Annotated in this window: 15 protein-coding genes; 4 read left to right on the top strand and 11 right to left on the bottom strand. The window is 41.6% G+C overall.

Translation table 11 applies throughout. From position 1 onward, the window contains the following. Nucleotides 1-75 precede the first annotated feature (75 nt). The 11 genes from DWZ38_RS11605 to DWZ38_RS11555 form a co-directional block, all read right to left on the bottom strand. Entirely contained in the window at nucleotides 76-1521 is a 1446-nt protein-coding gene (locus DWZ38_RS11605) for an amidohydrolase (RefSeq protein WP_117852879.1), read from the bottom strand. A 39-nt stretch (nucleotides 1522-1560) separates the two neighbouring features. Next, a complete protein-coding gene (locus DWZ38_RS11600) occupies nucleotides 1561-2697 on the bottom strand; it encodes a M20/M25/M40 family metallo-hydrolase (protein WP_117852876.1) in 1137 nt (378 codons plus the stop codon). A gap of 6 nt (nucleotides 2698-2703) precedes the next feature. Next, on the bottom strand, nucleotides 2704-3594 hold the full coding sequence (locus tag DWZ38_RS11595) for a carbohydrate ABC transporter permease (RefSeq protein WP_117852874.1): 891 nt from the start codon (nucleotides 3592-3594) through the stop codon (nucleotides 2704-2706). A gap of 11 nt (nucleotides 3595-3605) precedes the next feature. Beyond that, nucleotides 3606-4529 carry an ABC transporter permease subunit gene (locus DWZ38_RS11590; protein WP_207661322.1) on the bottom strand — a complete coding sequence of 308 codons (924 nt, stop codon included), beginning with the start codon at nucleotides 4527-4529 and terminating at the stop codon, nucleotides 3606-3608. Between the two features lie 95 nt (nucleotides 4530-4624). Further along, nucleotides 4625-6094: an ABC transporter substrate-binding protein gene (locus DWZ38_RS11585; protein WP_178105324.1), complete on the bottom strand. Its 1470-nt coding sequence runs from the start codon at nucleotides 6092-6094 to the stop codon at nucleotides 4625-4627. 158 nt (nucleotides 6095-6252) lie between these two features. After that, nucleotides 6253-8019: a histidine kinase gene (locus DWZ38_RS11580; protein WP_021925762.1), complete on the bottom strand. Its 1767-nt coding sequence runs from the start codon at nucleotides 8017-8019 to the stop codon at nucleotides 6253-6255. A 74-nt stretch (nucleotides 8020-8093) separates the two neighbouring features. Next, nucleotides 8094-8936, bottom strand: a complete 843-nt coding sequence (locus DWZ38_RS11575; RefSeq protein ID WP_021925763.1) for an AraC family transcriptional regulator — start codon at nucleotides 8934-8936, stop codon at nucleotides 8094-8096. Nucleotides 8937-9024: 88 nt separating this feature from the next. Next, entirely contained in the window at nucleotides 9025-11241 is a 2217-nt protein-coding gene (locus DWZ38_RS11570) for a glycoside hydrolase family 3 N-terminal domain-containing protein (protein ID WP_021925764.1), read from the bottom strand. A gap of 158 nt (nucleotides 11242-11399) precedes the next feature. Further along, on the bottom strand, nucleotides 11400-11945 hold the full coding sequence (locus DWZ38_RS11565) for a TetR/AcrR family transcriptional regulator (RefSeq protein WP_117852869.1): 546 nt from the start codon (nucleotides 11943-11945) through the stop codon (nucleotides 11400-11402). A 27-nt stretch (nucleotides 11946-11972) separates the two neighbouring features. Then, complete coding sequence (locus tag DWZ38_RS11560) at nucleotides 11973-12575, bottom strand: hypothetical protein (protein WP_117852867.1); 603 nt, start codon at nucleotides 12573-12575, stop codon at nucleotides 11973-11975. A gap of 52 nt (nucleotides 12576-12627) precedes the next feature. Continuing rightward, on the bottom strand, nucleotides 12628-13158 hold the full coding sequence (locus DWZ38_RS11555; RefSeq protein ID WP_117852865.1) for a hypothetical protein: 531 nt from the start codon (nucleotides 13156-13158) through the stop codon (nucleotides 12628-12630). Nucleotides 13159-13480: 322 nt separating this feature from the next. Here DWZ38_RS11555 and DWZ38_RS11550 point away from each other — a divergent pair, with 322 nt between their 5' ends. From DWZ38_RS11550 to DWZ38_RS11535, 4 genes are all read left to right on the top strand, one after another. Then, nucleotides 13481-15136, top strand: a complete 1656-nt coding sequence (locus DWZ38_RS11550; RefSeq protein WP_117852862.1) for a carboxylesterase family protein — start codon at nucleotides 13481-13483, stop codon at nucleotides 15134-15136. A gap of 276 nt (nucleotides 15137-15412) precedes the next feature. Further along, entirely contained in the window at nucleotides 15413-17074 is a 1662-nt protein-coding gene (locus DWZ38_RS11545) for a carboxylesterase family protein (protein ID WP_117852860.1), read from the top strand. 252 nt (nucleotides 17075-17326) lie between these two features. Further along, on the top strand, nucleotides 17327-17983 hold the full coding sequence (gene thiE, locus DWZ38_RS11540) for a thiamine phosphate synthase (protein WP_117852857.1): 657 nt from the start codon (nucleotides 17327-17329) through the stop codon (nucleotides 17981-17983). 10 nt (nucleotides 17984-17993) lie between these two features. Beyond that, nucleotides 17994-18653 carry an HAD family phosphatase gene (locus DWZ38_RS11535; protein ID WP_117852854.1) on the top strand — a complete coding sequence of 220 codons (660 nt, stop codon included), beginning with the start codon at nucleotides 17994-17996 and terminating at the stop codon, nucleotides 18651-18653. Nucleotides 18654-18672 lie beyond the last annotated feature (19 nt).

Raw genomic sequence — 18672 nt, 5'->3', positions numbered from 1 at the left:
AGTTTTTCCTCTCTTTCTTTGATACTATCATCTTATCAGTTTTTTATTTTTCCTTTTGTGAGAATACGCATTTCTTTACTTTTCAATATCTGGCTGCACCTCATCCGGGATCGGACAGCAATAGGTTCTGCCATCCAAATTTCGGATAAACTCTTCTTTTGCCAGTTTTACTTTTTCCGGATTTTCGAGAAGATCTATTCCTGCTCCAGCAAGTACTTGTCCAGCATAAATCAGCCCCTTATGTGCAATGCTTGTATTGTTGCATGCCACATACTGCCAGGAATGTTCCAGAATTCTTGCAGCAGCTGTGGGCGCGAAAAACATGGCTGTTGGGCAGATATAACTTACATCTCCCACATCCGTGCTTGCACAAATTGGAAAATCCCAATGTTTGTAAGGAAGAACCAGATCATTCAGATTCCATCCTTTTATTGCCGCACGGTCTGCTAGAATTTTTTCCCATTCCGGATTCAGCTTTGCTGCCAGGTCAGCTACACTGCCTTTTACTTCATAGGATTTATTAATAGCTGCGCCAAACTCATACTCTTCTTTTGTATATACCGGAAATGGAGCCGCCTCCAGATTATCCTGAAGAACTTTTTCCAACGTCTCATTTGGTATTGTCTCGGAAAGCGCAGACCTGAATTCAATATCTACTGTCGTCTCCGTCATCATCCCGGCGCCTTTTGCAATTTTTTTCACCCATTCACAAAGTTCCATGGCTTCTGCTACTCTGGGACTGCGAATACTGTATTCCAGCTTTGTATAATCCTGCACCACGTTAGGTGCTTTGCCGCCGGCATCCAGAAATGCATAATGCACTCTGGCTTTTTCCGGCATATGCTCTCTTAAAAACTGCACGCCCACATTCATAAGTTCCGCTGCATCCAGTGCAGACCTTCCGCTCTCCGGTGTCGCAGCCGCATGAGCTGCAATACCGTGAAAACTTACTTCCAGATGAATGACCGCAAGGGTTGAGCCGCTGAAAACATTTGCAGTTGCATATGGATGCCAGGTCAATGCCACATCCAGATTATCAAAAATTCCCGCCCTTGCCATAAATACTTTTCCGGAACCGCCTTCTTCCGCCGGACAGCCCAGATATACGATAGTACCGGAAATTTCCGGATGTTCTTTCAAATAATCTTTTACTGCAACAGCCCCTGCCAGCGCACCGGTACCCAGACAGTTATGTCCGCACCCATGTCCGTTTCCTCCAGGTGTCACAGCCTCTCTTTCCACCGCACCGCCCTTCTGGCTAAGTCCGGCTAATGCATCATATTCTCCAAGAATTCCAATTACAGGGCTGCCTTTTCCGTATGTTCCGCGAAACGCAGTAGGAATGCCAGCAATTCCCTTGTCTACTGTAAATCCTTCTTTTTCCAGGATTTCTGCCAGTTCTCTGCTGGAACGATATTCTCTGAAACTGGTTTCTGCATATTCCCAGATATGGTCTGCTGCCTGGATATACTGTTCTTTTTTCTCTTCGATGGACTGAAAAATTTTTTCTTTTGCTGTCATATCCAGCCTCCTGTTTTCCGTCTGGACTTACTTAATCTTTTATGCAAACTGTTCTGAAATCAAATCCGCAGCAATCGCAAACCCGGTTTTCAGACTTTCTGTATAGATCCACTCTTGTCTGGTATGGGCTTTTCCTCCCAGGCAAAGACCAATAGTAGCTGCTGGAATCCCAAGGGAGAATGGAATATTGCAGTCCGTAGAGGCCGAGGTAAATCCAGGAATACGGGTATGATGTGCAGCAATAATGTCTCTGCATTTAAAGGAAAGCTCTTTCTGTGCAGGATCATCACTGTTCTTGCGTCCGCAGGGACGTTCGCCCATAATGTCTACGTTTACTTCCAGACCGTTCTTCCGGAATTTCTCTACTACTTTTTCAAAATTTTCGCGTACCAGAACCATACTGTCCAGATTGTCAGATCTGAATTCATAAAGCATTTCCGCCTGCTGGGCTATGGTATTGACAGACGTTCCGCCTTTTACCATTCCCACATTGTAGGTCGTTTTGCTTCCGTCATCTGGTACCTTATACTGGTACAATTCATAGATCATCTCCGAAAGCTCTGCAAGAGCATTTTTATTCCCAAAATCGAAATAAGAATGGCCACCTTCTGTTTTGATTTCTACCCTGTAGCGTGTAGAACCAACTGCACAGCTGCAGACCTCATCAATATATCCATCAAAAGAAACCACCTGTGCCAGACTGTCGCGATATCTTTCAACCAGTGCTCTGGACCCTTTCAGGTTGCCCAGTCCCTCTTCACAGGAATTGGCTGCCAGAATCAGATTTCCTTTGGTTTTCGGCTTATGTATGGCAAGATATTTTGCCATCATCAGTAAAATTGCTACATTTGCGGTGTCATCTCCAACACCCGGGGAAAACATTTTGTCCCCCTCTTCTCGGACACCCATGGGTTCCATATCTGGGAAAACAGTATCAATGTGTGCCATGAAAAGTGCTGTAGATTGATTCTCTTTATAGTGGTAAGGATAAATTACATTCTTCGCTTCATCAATAAATACACCTTCGGCTCCCTGTTTTTCCAACCAGTCTTTAATAAAAGCAGCCCGTCTTTCTTCATGATGGCTTGGCGCCGGAATCTCACAAAGTATCCAGAGCAGTTTTTTCACTTCTTCCTGATTTTCCTGTATAAATGCCTTCAGCTCTTCTGTTATCATTTTCCATCATCCTTTCACAGCGCCCAATGTAATTCCTTTTGCAAAGTTATTCTGAATAAATGGATAAGTAATTGCGATTGGAAGGATACCGATTACTGCAATCGCCATACGCACTGCGGTGGACGGCAGACTTGCAACGTCCGCTGTCTGTCCTACTGCAATGTTAGATGACAGGAACTGAATTTCCTGAATCATTCGATTCAGAAGGTTCTGAATGGTGAACAAATCTGTTCTCGTTGTCAGGTAATAAAGACCGTTCTGCCAGTCATTCCAGTATAAAATCATGCTAAACAGTGCAACTGTTGCAATAATTGGTTTTGCCATAGGAATGGAAACTTTATAAAATGTCTGGAATTCGCTTGCGCCGTCAATGGATGCAGCCTCCAGAATTTCCTCTGGAATACTGGTCTGGAAGTAGCTTCGCATAAGCATTACATAGTAAGCACGTACAAGAAGATTCGGGATCAACAGTGCCCAGATCGTATTTTTGATGTGGAACACGCCGGTATACATCATATATGTAGGAACCAGGCCGCCATTGAATAACATAGTGAAGAATACAAAAAATGTAAGAATTTTTTTGCCTGGAATACCAGGTCTGGAAATTGCATAAGCAAGCATTGTTGTAACGGTCAGGCTGACTGCTACGCCAAGACCAGTTACCACAAAGGACATTCCATACGCTTTCATAATCAGTTTGCCGCTTTTCAGCAGATATGCATATGCATCCAGGCTGAATTTTTCCGGAATAAACTGATATCCATTTCGGATTAAAGTTGTATTATCTGTAAATGAAGAAATTACCAGCAGCACCAGGGGAACAATACAGCAGATCACATCCAGTGCCAGAAAAATATTGGCAAAAGCCAGAAAACCTTTTGTTTTTTTCGAATACATTCTGCCACCTCCTAAATAAATGCACTGTCTTTATCAATCTTGCGAACAATTCCATTGGCAATCAGGACAATGATAAATCCAACAACTGACTGATACAGACCAGCAGCTGCACTCATTCCGATATTACCCTGCTGGAGCAATCCGCGATATACATAGGTATCAATTACGTTTGTGGTTGAATAAATAGTACCGGAGTTCATTGGAATCTGATAGAACAATCCAAAGTCAGAGTAGAAAATTCTTCCTACTGACAGCATTACCATGGTAATGATTACCGGACGAAGCAGTGGAAGTGTAATATAACGAATCTTCTGCCACGGGCCTGCACCCTCCAGCTCTGCTGCTTCATAATAGCCTTTGTCAAATCCAACTACAGATGCATAATATACAATACTCGTGTATCCAGTGCTCTGCCACAAATATACCAGAACAATGATCACCGGCCAGTACTTTGCTTCACTATACCAGTTAATTCCTTCTTTTCCTAATGCTGCAAGGATTGTATTGTTAATAAAACCAGATTCTGCACTTAAAAACGCAAATACCAGATAACTAATGATTACCCAGGAAATCAAGTGGGGAAGTAAGATAAAGCTCTGATAAAATTTCGCTGCTTTTGCCTTTACTTCACTGAGTAGGATTGCAATTGTTACAGATAAAATAGTTCCAAGGATAATAAATGCGATATTATAGCACAAGGTATTTCTTGTGATAGTCCATGCATCCTGAGTTGCAAATAAAAACTTAAAATTCTTCAATCCAGCCCAATTGCTGCCCCAGATTCCTTTTCTTGCACTATAATTTTTGAAAGCCAGTATCAGACCGCCCATTGGCATATAGTTATTGATAAACAGATATACCAGTCCCGGCAACGCCATCAGATAAAAAGGCAGATACCGGCGGACTTTACTTTTTTTCTTTGTCTTTTCCATCATCAAATCCTCCGTATATGTATTTAGGGTATAAAAGGAGCCCGGCGGAGTCCGCCGAGCTCCCTCGCTACTTTTACTCTAAATGTATTACATTATGATTATTCACCTTTTGATTCAAGCCATTTATCCAGCTGAGCCTGTTTCTCATCAATAATATTCTGAAGACCTGCCGCATACATTTTTTCATTCATTTCTGGAAGTGCTGTCTCAGGGTCAAGGACACCACACTCAAGGCTCATACGATACTCGTCATATACACTCTGAACAGCTGCCATTTCAGTTGTTACATTAATGTTATCATAGAAGAAACCATATGCCTTGGAAACAATACCAGACTTATTCCATTCCTGAGTCTGCTCCCAAACGTCCGGATCATTTGTATCCCATACTTTTGCAAGAAATTCATTTCCAACTGCCCACACATTTGGTGCCATATTATACCCAACTGTAGTAGCATCTACACCTTCTGGATATGTAATGGTGCCATCTTCATTCTCTACATAATGCTCACCATCAATACCATAGCAGAGAAGATTAATGATGTCTGGATCTGTGTAGAGTTCATTGATAAACTGCATTGCTTTTTCCGGATATTCACAGTTCTCCGGAATTGTCCACTGCCAGTTATTAGAAGTCTGTGTAAAGGTATCCAGCACCTGTACGAATGTAAGATCCAGACCGCAGGAATTCTCTTCCTGTGTCTTAATTCCAGGTTTGTTTGCATTAAAATAGCAGAAGAGATTTCCACCTTTCATAAGACTTGATCCAGCCTCTGTAGCAGTTGTGACATCTTTACTGAAATATCCGCTTTCATACCAGTTATGCATAACATCCAGATAATTGCGATAAGCATCGGACTCAAACAGATTGGTAACTGTTGTTGTTTGTCCGTGATCTTCCAGAACGCCGAAGTAATCACCTAATTTATCCCACTCTACACAATACTGCATTGGAGAATATCCAACTGTAGTCGGTGCTATTACTGTCATGTCTGGTTCATTCTCATGAACAATTTTGAAAACTTCTGTCATGTCATCATAAGAATGTACATCAGACACATCAATATTGTACTTCTCCAGAATGTCAGTTCTCATTCCAAAAGTTCCATATCCAACAGCTGTGTCACACATTACCGGAATACCATATTGAACACCATCCACCTGACCCTGTTCCAACTGTGCCTCGCCTTCTGCATCCACAATTCCCTGACCATATTCAGCAAGAAGATCATCCAGTGGTTTTAATGCTTCACTTGCAAGAGCGGTGGTATAGATACCAGAATTACATCCCATTACATCAAGCTTTTCATCGCCGGAAAGCATCAGGGTCATCTGCTGTTTGTAACTTCCGGATGGAATGATCAGAAGTTCTACTTCTGCTCCAATTTTATCTCTTAAAATCTCGTTCATTTTATCCTGGACTTCGGATACGTCTGCCGGTGTAGTTCCTGTAATACGAAGTGCAACTACCAGTTTATCGGTATCTCCTGTTTCTGCACTGACATTCACGCTCATTCCTGCTGCCATTGTACAGATTGCCATTAACATTGCCAACGCTTTTTTCTTCATAGTCATTTCTCCTTCTCTTTTACGATTTGTTTTGCGTTCCTTTATCAAGTGTCTAAACTTTATCATATTATTCTGGAAGGATAGTATAAAATTTCCGATATGAATTATAATTTTTCCGTCATGATATGTGTTTTTATATTATATCTGTTTTCCCCCTGTTATTTCTGCTTATTTTCCACAATATCATCAGGGAGATATATTTTGGTACAGGCTCCGCCTGTTTCTTTGTCATTATAACAAATCAGTTTTGCCGCATCATGATACAACAGCCACAATCTCTGGCTTACATTTCGAATTCCAAAATGTTCGCCTCTTTTATCAAAAATTTTCTGATTTTTCTCCAGGCAATCCAGAACACTCTGCGGATAGCCTTCGCCATCATCACGAATCTCAATTTCTACTACATGCGGATTCTCCTCTGTACGGTGTACTTTAATCCAGATATGGGTAATTTCCCCTGCTGTTACCTGATATTTTACTGTATTTTCGGCAAAAGTCTGGATCAGAAGCGGCGGTGCCAGAACAGATCTTACATCCTGCGTCACTTCCATCTCACACACAATGCTGTCAGGAAAACGAAGCTGCTGTATCCGCAGATAATTTTCCACGCAATCCATTTCTTTCTCCAAAGTATCAAGGGCACTGCCTTCCATTGTGTAACGCAAATGGTTTCCCAGATAAGTTGTCATTTGCTGAAGAAGATCATTTTTGCCCATCATAGAAAGATTATGAATTACATTCAGGCAATTAATATAAAAATGAGGATTCGCCTGAAGCTTCATATACTGAAGTTCTGCTCTCTGGCGTCTGATATTTTCCTCATAAACATCAATCTTCAGACTCTCAATCTGGCTAATCATATCATCAAATGCCTTGTTTACCATAGTAAACTCTTCACATTCATCCCTCTCATTTTCACGAAGCCGGATATTAAACTGACCTTCGCTTAACTCTTGCATAGCCTTGATCAAACGATTCAGTGGTCTCAACACCCAGCGCCGCATAATCATGGTAAACCCTGCAAGAAAAGCTGCCAATAGAATCACCAAAATCCAAATCAGGACACGCAGGGACTGTAAGCCCTCCAAAATATTATTATCACGAATCATAGCCACCAGGCCATACTCTCCGCAATCAGAGGGAACAGTAAGTGCCATGTAACGTTCATGTATCCCTTGTTTCGCCCGATAATATTGTCTTTTTCCAGTAAGCTGAATATTTCCAGTAAGCTGCGGAAGCTGTGTTCCAAGTTCCTGTCCGTCCTGTGTAACAAAGGCAAGATAATCCATTTTTCCAAAGCCATCCTGCCGAAGTCGTTTTATCAAGGTTGAAACTTTTACACAGCCACCCATGTATGTGCTGCGCATTTGAAGGAGCCGAATCAGATAGGGTTCTCCATTAATCCAATACCAGATCCACGTCCCCCCTTCATAGTGTCCCTCTTCTTTCTGGCTAATCACGTCCTTGACCATTTTTTTAATACGGCCTCGCTCATCTCCTGCTATACTGTATTTGGACGCATCCATATATTGATCCCGCTGTTTTACATAAACAAAAAGATCCTCAATATAATCATATGAGGAAACCGATGCTTCTAACTCCCGGATGAGCCGTGCCTGAGAAATATAAAATTCTTTATCATTCTTCGTATATGCTGCTGTAATCAATGAGCTGGAACTTTGCAGACCCACAAAGTAATTTTCTATTGCTTCAAAACAATTGTCTACATTACTCATGTACATGTTTAGAACTCTGTAGTTGCTCTCCGAAACCTGATTATGTACTACATTAATCGCATAAATATTGTTAAATAGCAAAATCCCCATCAGGATGGTCACCGCTGCAATCGTTACCGCCAAAACCCGAAATCTGAATGACTTCCAGGGAATCCTCCACTTTCTTTTCGTCTTTACAGCTGTTTCCATCTCCAACACTCCTTTTGCCTATCTCTCTGCTCTTTTTTAGGGGGATATCAATATTCCTTTTTCTCTTTTGAGGCTTACAGCCATCCTCCATTTTCCTTTCGGAATCCACTTGGGCTCATACCACAATCCTGTTTGAAAAGTTTATTAAAGGTTTTCACATCCCGGAAACCAGACTGATAACAAATTTCCGTCACGCCTGTACTTCCTGTCATAAGAAGCCATTTTGCCCTTTCGATTCGCAGTTTCTTTATGTATTCCTGAAAAGTAACACCCATACACTTGCTAAAATACCTGGAAAAATATGCCGGATTGAATCCTGCAAATTTTGCGCATTCACCCAATGTGATGTTTTCACAATAATGCAGCGCAATATACTCCAGAATATTCTGAAGTCTGGAAATCTGCTCTCTCCTTTTTTCTCTTTGAACTTTTGGAATATTACGCACCGCCAAAAGAAGCAGTTGATTTGCATAAGTTTTCAATGCCAGTGGCCATGCATATTCTTTATGAATGTATTCTTCATATATTTTTTCTACAATTTCCCGGAACTTCTCTTTCGTTTCTTCCTCCCAAAACAAGCTGAACATCTGTCGATCCTGAATTTCCTCTCTAATCCAGAGTCCTTCGCCACCTTCATCTATACCTTTCCCCATAAGCTTTAGGTTCAAAAGAAGGGCCAGACGCTCACAGTCCTCTGACCCCATACCTATGCTATGATTTCGAAAAGGCGGAATAATGCATATTTCACCCGGCACCAGCACCACAGATTCGCCAGCAGCCGTAACTTCCAGATTTCCCTTTTTTTGAAGAATGATCTCCATTTCCTGATGGCAGTGATTCATAAACGGACGATTTCCTCGCATGACCGCTGCTTTTACCTGATACGGCCAATCTTTTAATTCTACTTTATATTCCATACTCTGCAATCTTCCCTCTTTTTTCCGAACACTCTTTAAAGTAAGGCAACGCAGCTTTTTTAACAGACCTTCCACACGTCAGCTGCACTTATTGCAATAAATAAAACTCTTTGTATGCGTCCACTTCACTGGAATTGCCTATCCATATGCGGAAAAGCCCCGGTTCACTTCCAATTGTACCATCTGCACGAACAAAACGTAACATTTCCTCATTCACTTCAAAAGACACTTTCCGGCTTTCTCCTTTTTCCAGATATATCTTCCGAAAGCCTTTTAGTTCTTTTACGGGGCGTGTTACACTGGCTGTCACATCCTGAATGTAAAGCTGTAGTGTTTCCGCGCCCGCATACTCCCCTACATTTTTTACGATAACAGAAGCTGTGATATTCTCTCCAACTGACAATTTTGTATTATTCAGCTCTACAGAAGAAATTTCAAATTTTGTATAACTTAAACCATATCCAAATGGATACAGTGGCTCATTTGGAATGTCAATATAGCGAGAGCGGAAATGGTCACCGCATTCCGAAAAATCTTTCCTTCCCGTAGACAAATGATTATAATAAACTGGTATCTGACCTACGCAATAAGGAAAACTCACAGGCAGCTTTCCTGATGGATTTATCTTTCCAGTCAATACATCAATAATAGCATGTCCGCCTTCTGTTCCAGGCAGCCACACTTCAAGAACAGCTTTAGCCAGCTTATCCACTCGTCGCAGATCTAACGGTCTTCCACTAAATATAAGGACCACGATGTTCGGATTTACTCTTGCTACTGCTTCAAGAAGCTCCAACTGAACTTCTGGTAGTTCCAGAATTCCTCTGCTGGTAGCTTCTCCTGACAACAGATAATATTCTCCAAGAGGCATTATTACTGTGTCTGCCATTGTTGCTCTTATACATGCCTGTTCTATCATTTCTTCTATCATTCTACGAGAATAGCTTTCTCTGTTTATTTTTCTGCGAAGCTGTTTTTCGCTGTATTTCGGATCCAGCATAGGGCATCCTTCCATATAATTTGTTTTTCTTTTGTCAAAAACCTCTTCAGCAGCTTCCCGAATGGACACACAGTCATTGACGTCACCAGTAAATGCCCATGTACTCAACAAATGTTTCTCATTTACATAAGGACCAATAAATGCATTTTTCTGGTTTAATGAAAGCGGAAGAATTCCTTCATTTTTTAAAAGTACTAAAGAATTGGCTGCTGCCTTTCTTGCCGCTTCCCGATGTGTCTGACACAGTAAAAAATTTTTTTCTTTTTCTGCATCAGCGTCCTTATATGGATTTTCAAAAAGTCCAAGCTTATTTTTTAACTCGAGAATACGCATTACACTCTCATCAAGAATGCTCTGCTGCAGCACACCTGTTTCTATAAGCTCACCTGCATGTTTTGCATACACGCTTGTCATCATATCAATGTCCACGCCCGCTCTCAGACATTTTTCTGCAGCATCTTTTTCATTCTCAGAATAACCATGTGCAATTGTTTCCTTAATAGCAGCGAAATCCGATATCAACACTCCATCAAATCCCATTTCTCCTCGAAGAATATCCCGCATAAGATGATAATTGGCAGTAGCTGGAATTCCATCAATGGTATTAAACGAGGTCATCACCATTCCTGCACCTGCTGTTATTCCTGATTGATATCCCTTCAAATAATATTCCCTGAATGAATGCTCATCAATACTCACTGTATTGTAATCCCTGCCAGCCTCAGCTCCACCATACCCTGCAAAATGTTTGATACACGCACACATTTTTCCAGGCTCTTTCATATTTGTCCCTTGGAAGCCCTTTACATGAGCTTCCACAAAACGAGAAATCATATATGGATCTTCTCCATAGGATTCTACCACTCTTCCCCATCTAGGATCACGTACCAAATCTGACATAGGTGAAAAACCAACATGCAATCCCATTACCGCAGATTCTTTCGCTGCAATTTCTGCTCCCATCCTGGTAAGCTCAGGATCAAAAGTAGCAGCTTGTCCTAATGGTACCGGAAAAATAGTCTTCATTCCATGAATAATGTCCATCATGAAAAGAACAGGAATGTGATGCGGCTGTTTCTCCATGCATTCTGTCTGGAGTTTTTTCAAACGGTCGGCACCATATATATTCATTATAGATCCAGGCAAATCCAGATATTTTGGGGGAAGACCAATCTCTTCCTCAGGACCTGTCATAATATCTTTTGTTTCCTCTCTGTAAAAACGTCCAATCAGCTGTATCAGCTGTCCAACTTTTTCTTCCAAAGACATATCTTCCAAAATAGCCTGTAATTCTCTTTTTTCCATAAGCGATCTCCTTTTATACAATGTTTTTCTATCCATCTAACTTTTAAATACTATTTGAGTAACCTTTTTATTTAATTATACTGAAGAACCGCTTTTAATTCTATGGATGTTCTTTACAAAACTACGCATATCTTTACTTTTATCTACCAAACTATATTTTACTGATTAATAAAATTTCCACTGGAAACAACTTTTCCCATCATAATCAGGTAAACTTCGTGGACAATGGCATCCAGATTTCTAGTGTCCTCTGGTGTCCAGTCCTGGAGAAGCCCCAGGATTGCACTGCTATGATAACGGAGAAGCAGCTTTAACTCCTGACGTCCATAATTCTGATAGAGATTTTCTTCTTCCACGATCTTCTCAAACAGCTCATATGCGCCTCGTCTCAGCGTCTGCTCCACTTCCTTTCCATAGTTACTCTCCACGCCTCTTCGCACATCTGGCATGGCGTTAATAGCAAATACAAACAAATATTTCAGCGCAGCTTCCGGTCCATCTTGCTGACGGGTTTCTTCAAGAAGCCTGTCTACGCCTTTCCCTATGCTCCACTGAATCAGATCCGGAATTCCCTCAAAGTGATAATAGAACGCCTGTCTGGTAATCTGGCACTCTTCCACAATATCCTTCACTGTCAGCTTCTTAACCTTCTTTTCCAGAATCAGCTTTCTCGCTGCACTTGCGATAACTTCCTTCATGTCCATAATCTGCTATTCACCTTCTCTGTAGTATTATTGCTTTGGTTCACCGTCATCCTCTCTTGCCTGCATAGCCGCTCTTTCCCGAATACTCTTCTTTGGAGCCGCGCTCTGCTGTCTGGATTTATCTCTGGCCGCAGGCTTTGCTGCATAAACACGCTCCGGATCCGCCTTTGCCACCTTCCGCAATCTGGTAACTCCCCAAAGCATAAACAATGGCAGCAAAATCGCCGTAAATAAAAAGCCAAAATTCATAAGACCTGTAAAAAACAGATACACCTGCATCATAATTTCTACTATTAAAAGAGAAATAATAATTTTCATGGTAAACAAGCTTTTATCAATGCGGTTGCTGTTCTTTGCAGTTATAAAGCCTGCAATAATCTCATAAATTCCAACCAGCAGGAAGCAAACTCCTGCTACTCTCAGGAAGTTGCTTCCTACGCCGGCTTTTTTAAGAAGCTCTACATATTCTGCCACACCCTTGTCAGCCTGTTGTGCTGTCATAAAAAAATTGATTCCATACATCAGTGTAGAGGTGATTGCTGAAAACATCAGGAAAATCCCTCCAAACATCATTGTCATTTTGCCATTAAGTGCCTGGCGTTCTATCTTTTGTTTTTCAAATTGATCCATGGTGATTCTGCCTTTCTTAAATTATTTTGAGAAAATCGATGCTGTACAAAAGCTATTTACCTGTTGTTCCCAAATAATTGATTCCATCTCCATTGAGCACATCATTTCCAACAAATTCTTTTTTCTCTGAATCGTAAGTAAAATCGGTTACTCTGTATCTGGCAGTCCGCACATCCCGAACTACGATATGCAGCTTCTCCTGGTCATCTATCCAGGCATCTGCCTCCGGCATTCCCAGCTGAACTATATCATCAAACATTACATAGGAATCTTCACCAGAACTAACCTGTATCAGGAAATGCCCTCTGTCATCCATTGCCAGTTCTCCATCTATAAGCATATCTTCCTGCACAAAGGTCTGAAGCTCCCATTCTGTTTCTTCGTAAATAAACGGACAGGAAGAATATAGTGCCATGCCATCTGATTCGCCTTCTGTCGGACTGATTTTTACTTGTTCTGTTGATGTTTCTTCAACTTCTGTTCCGATTTCTTCTGCTGCCTTTATTTCCTGCTTCTGAAAGCCGATAGTGGAAAGCGAAAAGCCTGCTGCCAGCAAAACAGCTGGTAAAATATACTTCTTCATACTTGCTCCTCCCGCATAAAAATTCAGTTTTTTCGTTCTTTATTACTTTAAATCATATCACATTAGCATCTATATTTCCATTTATTATGCATCGTAAATTTTATCAAATTATTTTTTTCTATCTTCTTTCCCTGCAAAAGAAAGCAAGAAAATTATAGGAAGAAAGAAAAAGAATTATGGTGAGAAGATAAAATAAATGTCATAATAAATTATCAGCAGCGTGAGAGGAGGAAGAAGGCCGTATACGCAGATAGGGAATCATACCAGAAACCTTTTAAATACCACGGAAATTCAGCCAGGAATACGAAAGGAGAAAACGCAAATGAAAAAAAGAATGGTAGTTTTAATGGCATCAGCGGCCATGATGATGTTATCAGGAATGACCGTATCGGCTTCAGAAAATCTGGATAATGTTGTAGATACCAGTTACGGAAAGGTTCAGGGAATCAACAGTACGGACGAAGGGTATGAGAATGTGGTACAGTTCAAGGGAGTGCCATATGCAGCCCCGCCTGTAGGAGACCTTAGATGGAAGGCACCTGTGGATCACGAGAAATGGGATGATATTCTTGTATGTGATACCAATAGGGAAATGCCCATGCAGGAGCTTGGCTTTGTAGAACCAAGTGGAACAGATTTTCACAATAACACAGCACCGGAAATGAGCGAAGACTGTCTGTACTTGAATATTTCCACCACAGAGGAGAACCTGGCAGGTGACGAGAAAAAACCAGTCTATGTATGGTTCCATGGCGGCGGACTGACAGTCGGACATACCTACAGTGCTGAAGGAAATCTGGATGCTTTCGCAGAAAATGGTGTAATTGCAGTTTCTGTAGAGCAAAGACTTGGAGTATTCGGTTATTTATCTCTGCCTCAGCTTTCTGAAGAGCAGGGACAGAGCGGAAACTACGGATTGATGGATCAGATCAAAGCACTGGAATGGATCAAGGAAAATATTGCAAATTTCGGAGGAGATCCTGAAAACATCACTGTTGGAGGTCAGTCAGGCGGCACAACAAAAGCAACAACTATGATAGCTTCACCAAAAATGGATGTTGATGTAGATAAACTGGTTCTTGAGAGCGGACTGAATTATCCTGGAACATTCCAGAGCCAGGAAGATGCAGAAAAGAACGGAACTGCATATCTGGAGGATTTAGGTCTGTCTGCTGATATTTCCATGGAAGAATTAAGAGCTATGGACGGAGAAGAACTGCTGAAATCCGCAAGTGAACATTACCCCGGTCGTATGAATCAGGACGGTCTTTATGTAGCATATCCAAGCATCCAGGAAGCTGTTAATGAAGGTGTGTTTGATGATGTGTCGATTCTTTCCGGTGCAAATATGGGAGAAGGACAGTACTTACAGACACCAACTGCGGATGAATTTTATGCTGCATACAAAGAAAAATTAGGCGATCTGTATGACAAATATGATTTCGAGAATCTTTTGAAGGTTACAGACAATACTGCTATGATTACCAGCCGACAGCTTGGAACATTAGGCTTCGGAAGCTGGAGCGGCGCTAATATCATGATGAATCGTCTTTATGGCAAACTGATGACTGAAAGAACCGATGGAAAAGCGAAGAATTATACTTATCTGTTCAGCCAGGTAACTCCGGAACGCATTACAGAGATAGGAACAGACCGCTCTGCCGCCGAGCAGTGGGCATGGCATTCCAGCGAACAGTTTTATGTCTTTAATTCTATGCGGGATGGTGTACCTGCTTCCAGAGACTGGAGAGACTGGGACTATGAACTGGCAGAGAAGATGAATCAGTACTGGGTGAATTTCATTACCAATGGTGATCCAAATGGAGAAGGCTTAGCTCAGTGGCCAGAAGCAGACGAAAACATGGGCTATATCGACTTCGGAGCAGGTATAACCGTACATTCCGAACCATTAGCACCATTAGAAGAACTGATGGAAGAATTTGCACAGCAGTATTTCCAGGTTCCATTATCAGAATAATAGAAAAACACGCTGAATTAAAAAGTATTTACGCTGCATAGCTGCCATAATTCCCCAATAGGCAACTGTACCCTAATAGTAAACCACAGAACACAAGCTGTGTGGAGCTATTAGGGTACTTTTTGATTTTTCTTATCTCCTTAGAAATCAAAAAAGTTATAGGAAGAAAGAAAAATACTTATAGTGAGAGAATTAAAAAAATGCCATAATAAATCATCGGCAATATAAAAGAAAAAAAGCAATGTAAGTAACAAAGAATACGAGGAGGAAATGTAAATGAAAAAAAGAATGGTAGTTTTAATGGCATCAGCGGCCATGATGATGTTATCAGGAATGACTGTATCAGCTTCAGAGAATCTCGATAATGTTGTAGATACCAGTTACGGAAAGGTTCAAGGAATCAACAGTACGGATGAAGGGTATGAGAATGTGGTACAGTTCAAAGGCGTGCCATATGCAGCCCCGCCTGTAGGAGACCTTAGATGGAAGGCACCTATGGATCACGAGAAATGGGATGATATTCTTGTGTGCGATACCAATAGGGAAATGCCCATGCAGGAGCTCGGCTTTGTAGAACCCAGCGGAACAGATTTCCACAATAACACAGCGCCGGAAATGAGTGAGGATTGTCTGTACCTGAATATTTCTACCACAGAGGAGAACCTGACAGGTGATGAGAAAAAACCAGTCTATGTGTGGTTCCATGGAGGCGGACTGACAGTCGGACATACCTACAGTGCTGAGGGAAACCTGGATGCTTTTGCAGAAAATGATGTAATTGCAGTTTCTGTAGAGCAGAGACTTGGAGTATTCGGTTATTTATCTCTGCCTCAGCTTTCTGAAGAGCAGGGACAGAGCGGAAACTACGGATTGATGGATCAGATCAAAGCACTGGAATGGATCAAGGAAAATATTGCAAATTTCGGAGGAGATCCTGAAAACATCACTGTTGGAGGTCAGTCAGGCGGCACAATGAAAGCAATGTCCATGATAGCCTCACCGCAAATGGATGTTGATGTAGATAAACTGATTCTGGAGAGCGGACTGAAGTATGTCGGAGCATTCCAGAGCCAGGAAGATGCAGAAAAGAACGGAACTGCATATCTGGAGGATTTAGGTCTGTCTGCTGATATTTCCATGGAAGAATTAAGAGCTATGGACGGAGAAGAACTGCTGAAATCTGCAAGTGAGCATTATCCGGGCAGCATGAACCAGGATGATCTTTATATAGCATATCCAAGTATCCAGGAAGCCATCAATGAAGGTGTATTTGATGATGTATCTATTCTTTCAGGAACAAATATGGGAGAAGCAAAATACCTGGCAACAGCAACTGCTGATGATTTTTATGCTGAATACAAAGAACAGTTAGGTGATCTGTATGACAAATATGATTTTGAAAATCTTTTGAAAATCACAGATAAAACTGCTATGGTTACCAGCCGTCAGCTTGGAACATTAGGCTTCGGAACTCAGGATAGCCGCAATCTTATGGTAAATCGTCTTTATGGCAAGCTTATGGCTGAGAGAACTGATGGAAAGGCAAAGAATTATACTTATCTGTTCAGCCAGATAACTCCGGAAAGCATCACAGAGATAGGAACAGACCGTTCTGCCGCCGAGCAGTGGGCATGGCATTCCAGCGAACAGTTCTATGCATTTAACTCCATGCGGGATGGTGTACCTGCCTCCAGAAACTGGAGAGATTGGGACTATGAACTGGCAGAAAAAATGAATCAGTACTGGGTGAATTTCATTACCAACGGTGATCCAAACGGAGAAGGCTTAGCTCAGTGGCCGGAAGCAGATGAAAACATGGGTTATATCGATTTCGGAGCAGGTATAACCGTACATTCCGAACCATTAGCACCATTAGAAGAACTGATGGGAGAATTTACACAGCAGTACTTCCAGTTCCCAACACAGGAGCAAGAATAATTTAAAAGCCTCATATATTGAATAAAAATAATTAACTGTACCCTAATAGTAAAACACAGCATAAAACCTGTGTAGAGCTATTAGGGTACTTCTTGCTTTCCTGGCAGCTTACCCACATGGTGTAAAAAAATTTCCGCGCACGGTCAACTAAGGCTTTTTCATGGGAATAGTTTTGTGGTATACTGCCTTATAGTAAACAGAACTGGTTTATGTTTTTTTACCATAATTATTATGAAGTTAGGAGATTTTGATATGAACTGTGATAAAAACGATCTTTTACTTTATGGCGTTACAGACCGCAGCTGGTTAAATGGCAGAACTTTATACGAGCAGGTAGAGGATGCCCTGAAAGGCGGTGCCACATTTATCCAGCTCCGTGAAAAAGATCTGGATGCTGACAGCTTTCTGAAGGAGGCTGTGGAAATTAAAGAACTATGTGCACGTTATCATGTGCCATTTGTAATTAATGACAACGTAGAGATTGCAAAAAAAATTGACGCTGACGGCGTACATGTAGGACAGCATGATATGGAAGCATCCAATGTGCGGGCGATTCTTGGACCGGATAAAATCATCGGTGTTTCTGCCCAGACAGTAGAACAAGCAGTGCTTGCCGAAAAAAATGGTGCTGATTACCTGGGTGTCGGTGCTGTATTTCATACCGGAACCAAAAAAGATGCTAACAGCATCAGCCATGAAACTGTGAAACAGATTTGCGAAGCAGTAAACATCCCAGTTATTGCTATTGGCGGAATTTCCCGTGAAAATGTTATGGAGCTTCAGGGTACCGGAATCTGTGGAATTGCAGTGGTCAGCGCTATCTTCGCAGCAAAAAATATTACAGAAGCCACAAAGGAGCTCAAAGAGCTTACCCAGAATATGGTTCAGAGCTGCGGAGCAAATCACTAGGAGGATATTTATGTTAAAGGGTGCAATCTGGGATCTGGACGGAACTCTTCTGGATTCCATGTCCGCCTGGGATCATGTAGGCGAAATTTACCTGCGAAGCCAGGGAATCGAGCCGGAGCCTGATCTTAATGAGATAATTGCTACTATGAGTCTTCAGCAGGCAGCTGATTACTTTATTGATTATTATGGCGTAAAGCAGACTCCTGACGATCTGATCAAGGGTGCTGTCGCAATTGTAGATGACTTCTACCGCTATGAGGCTCAACTAAAGCCTCACGCAGCCAAATTCCTCACGCAGCTTCAGCAGGCAGGTGTTAAAATGTGCATTGCAACCGCCGCAGAACGATCTCTGGTAGAGACCGTTCTGACTCGCTGCGGGGTGCTTCATTGTTTCAGTGAAATATTTACCTGTACTTCCGTGGGAGCAGGTAAGGACGAACCAGCTATCTATCGGGAAGCTATGAAATTTCTTGGTACTGACAGAAGCAATACTATTGTTTTCGAAGATTCTCTCCATGCACTGACAACAGCCAAAAATGATGGTTTCTATGTGGCTGCTGTTTATGATGAGCACGAGGAACACCAGGATGAAATCCGCCGCATTGTGGATTGCATAATTACAGACTATGACAATCCGGAAGAATTTAACAAATTTATTCAAGGCATTTAGAAAATTTTTGAAAAATCAT

This window comes from Ruminococcus sp. AF31-8BH (genome assembly GCF_003460605.1).
GTDB classification, from domain to species: domain Bacteria; phylum Bacillota; class Clostridia; order Lachnospirales; family Lachnospiraceae; genus Blautia_A; species Blautia_A acetigignens.
Note: the sequence above shows the minus strand (reverse complement) of the source record. Positions and strands in the feature narration are given on the sequence as shown.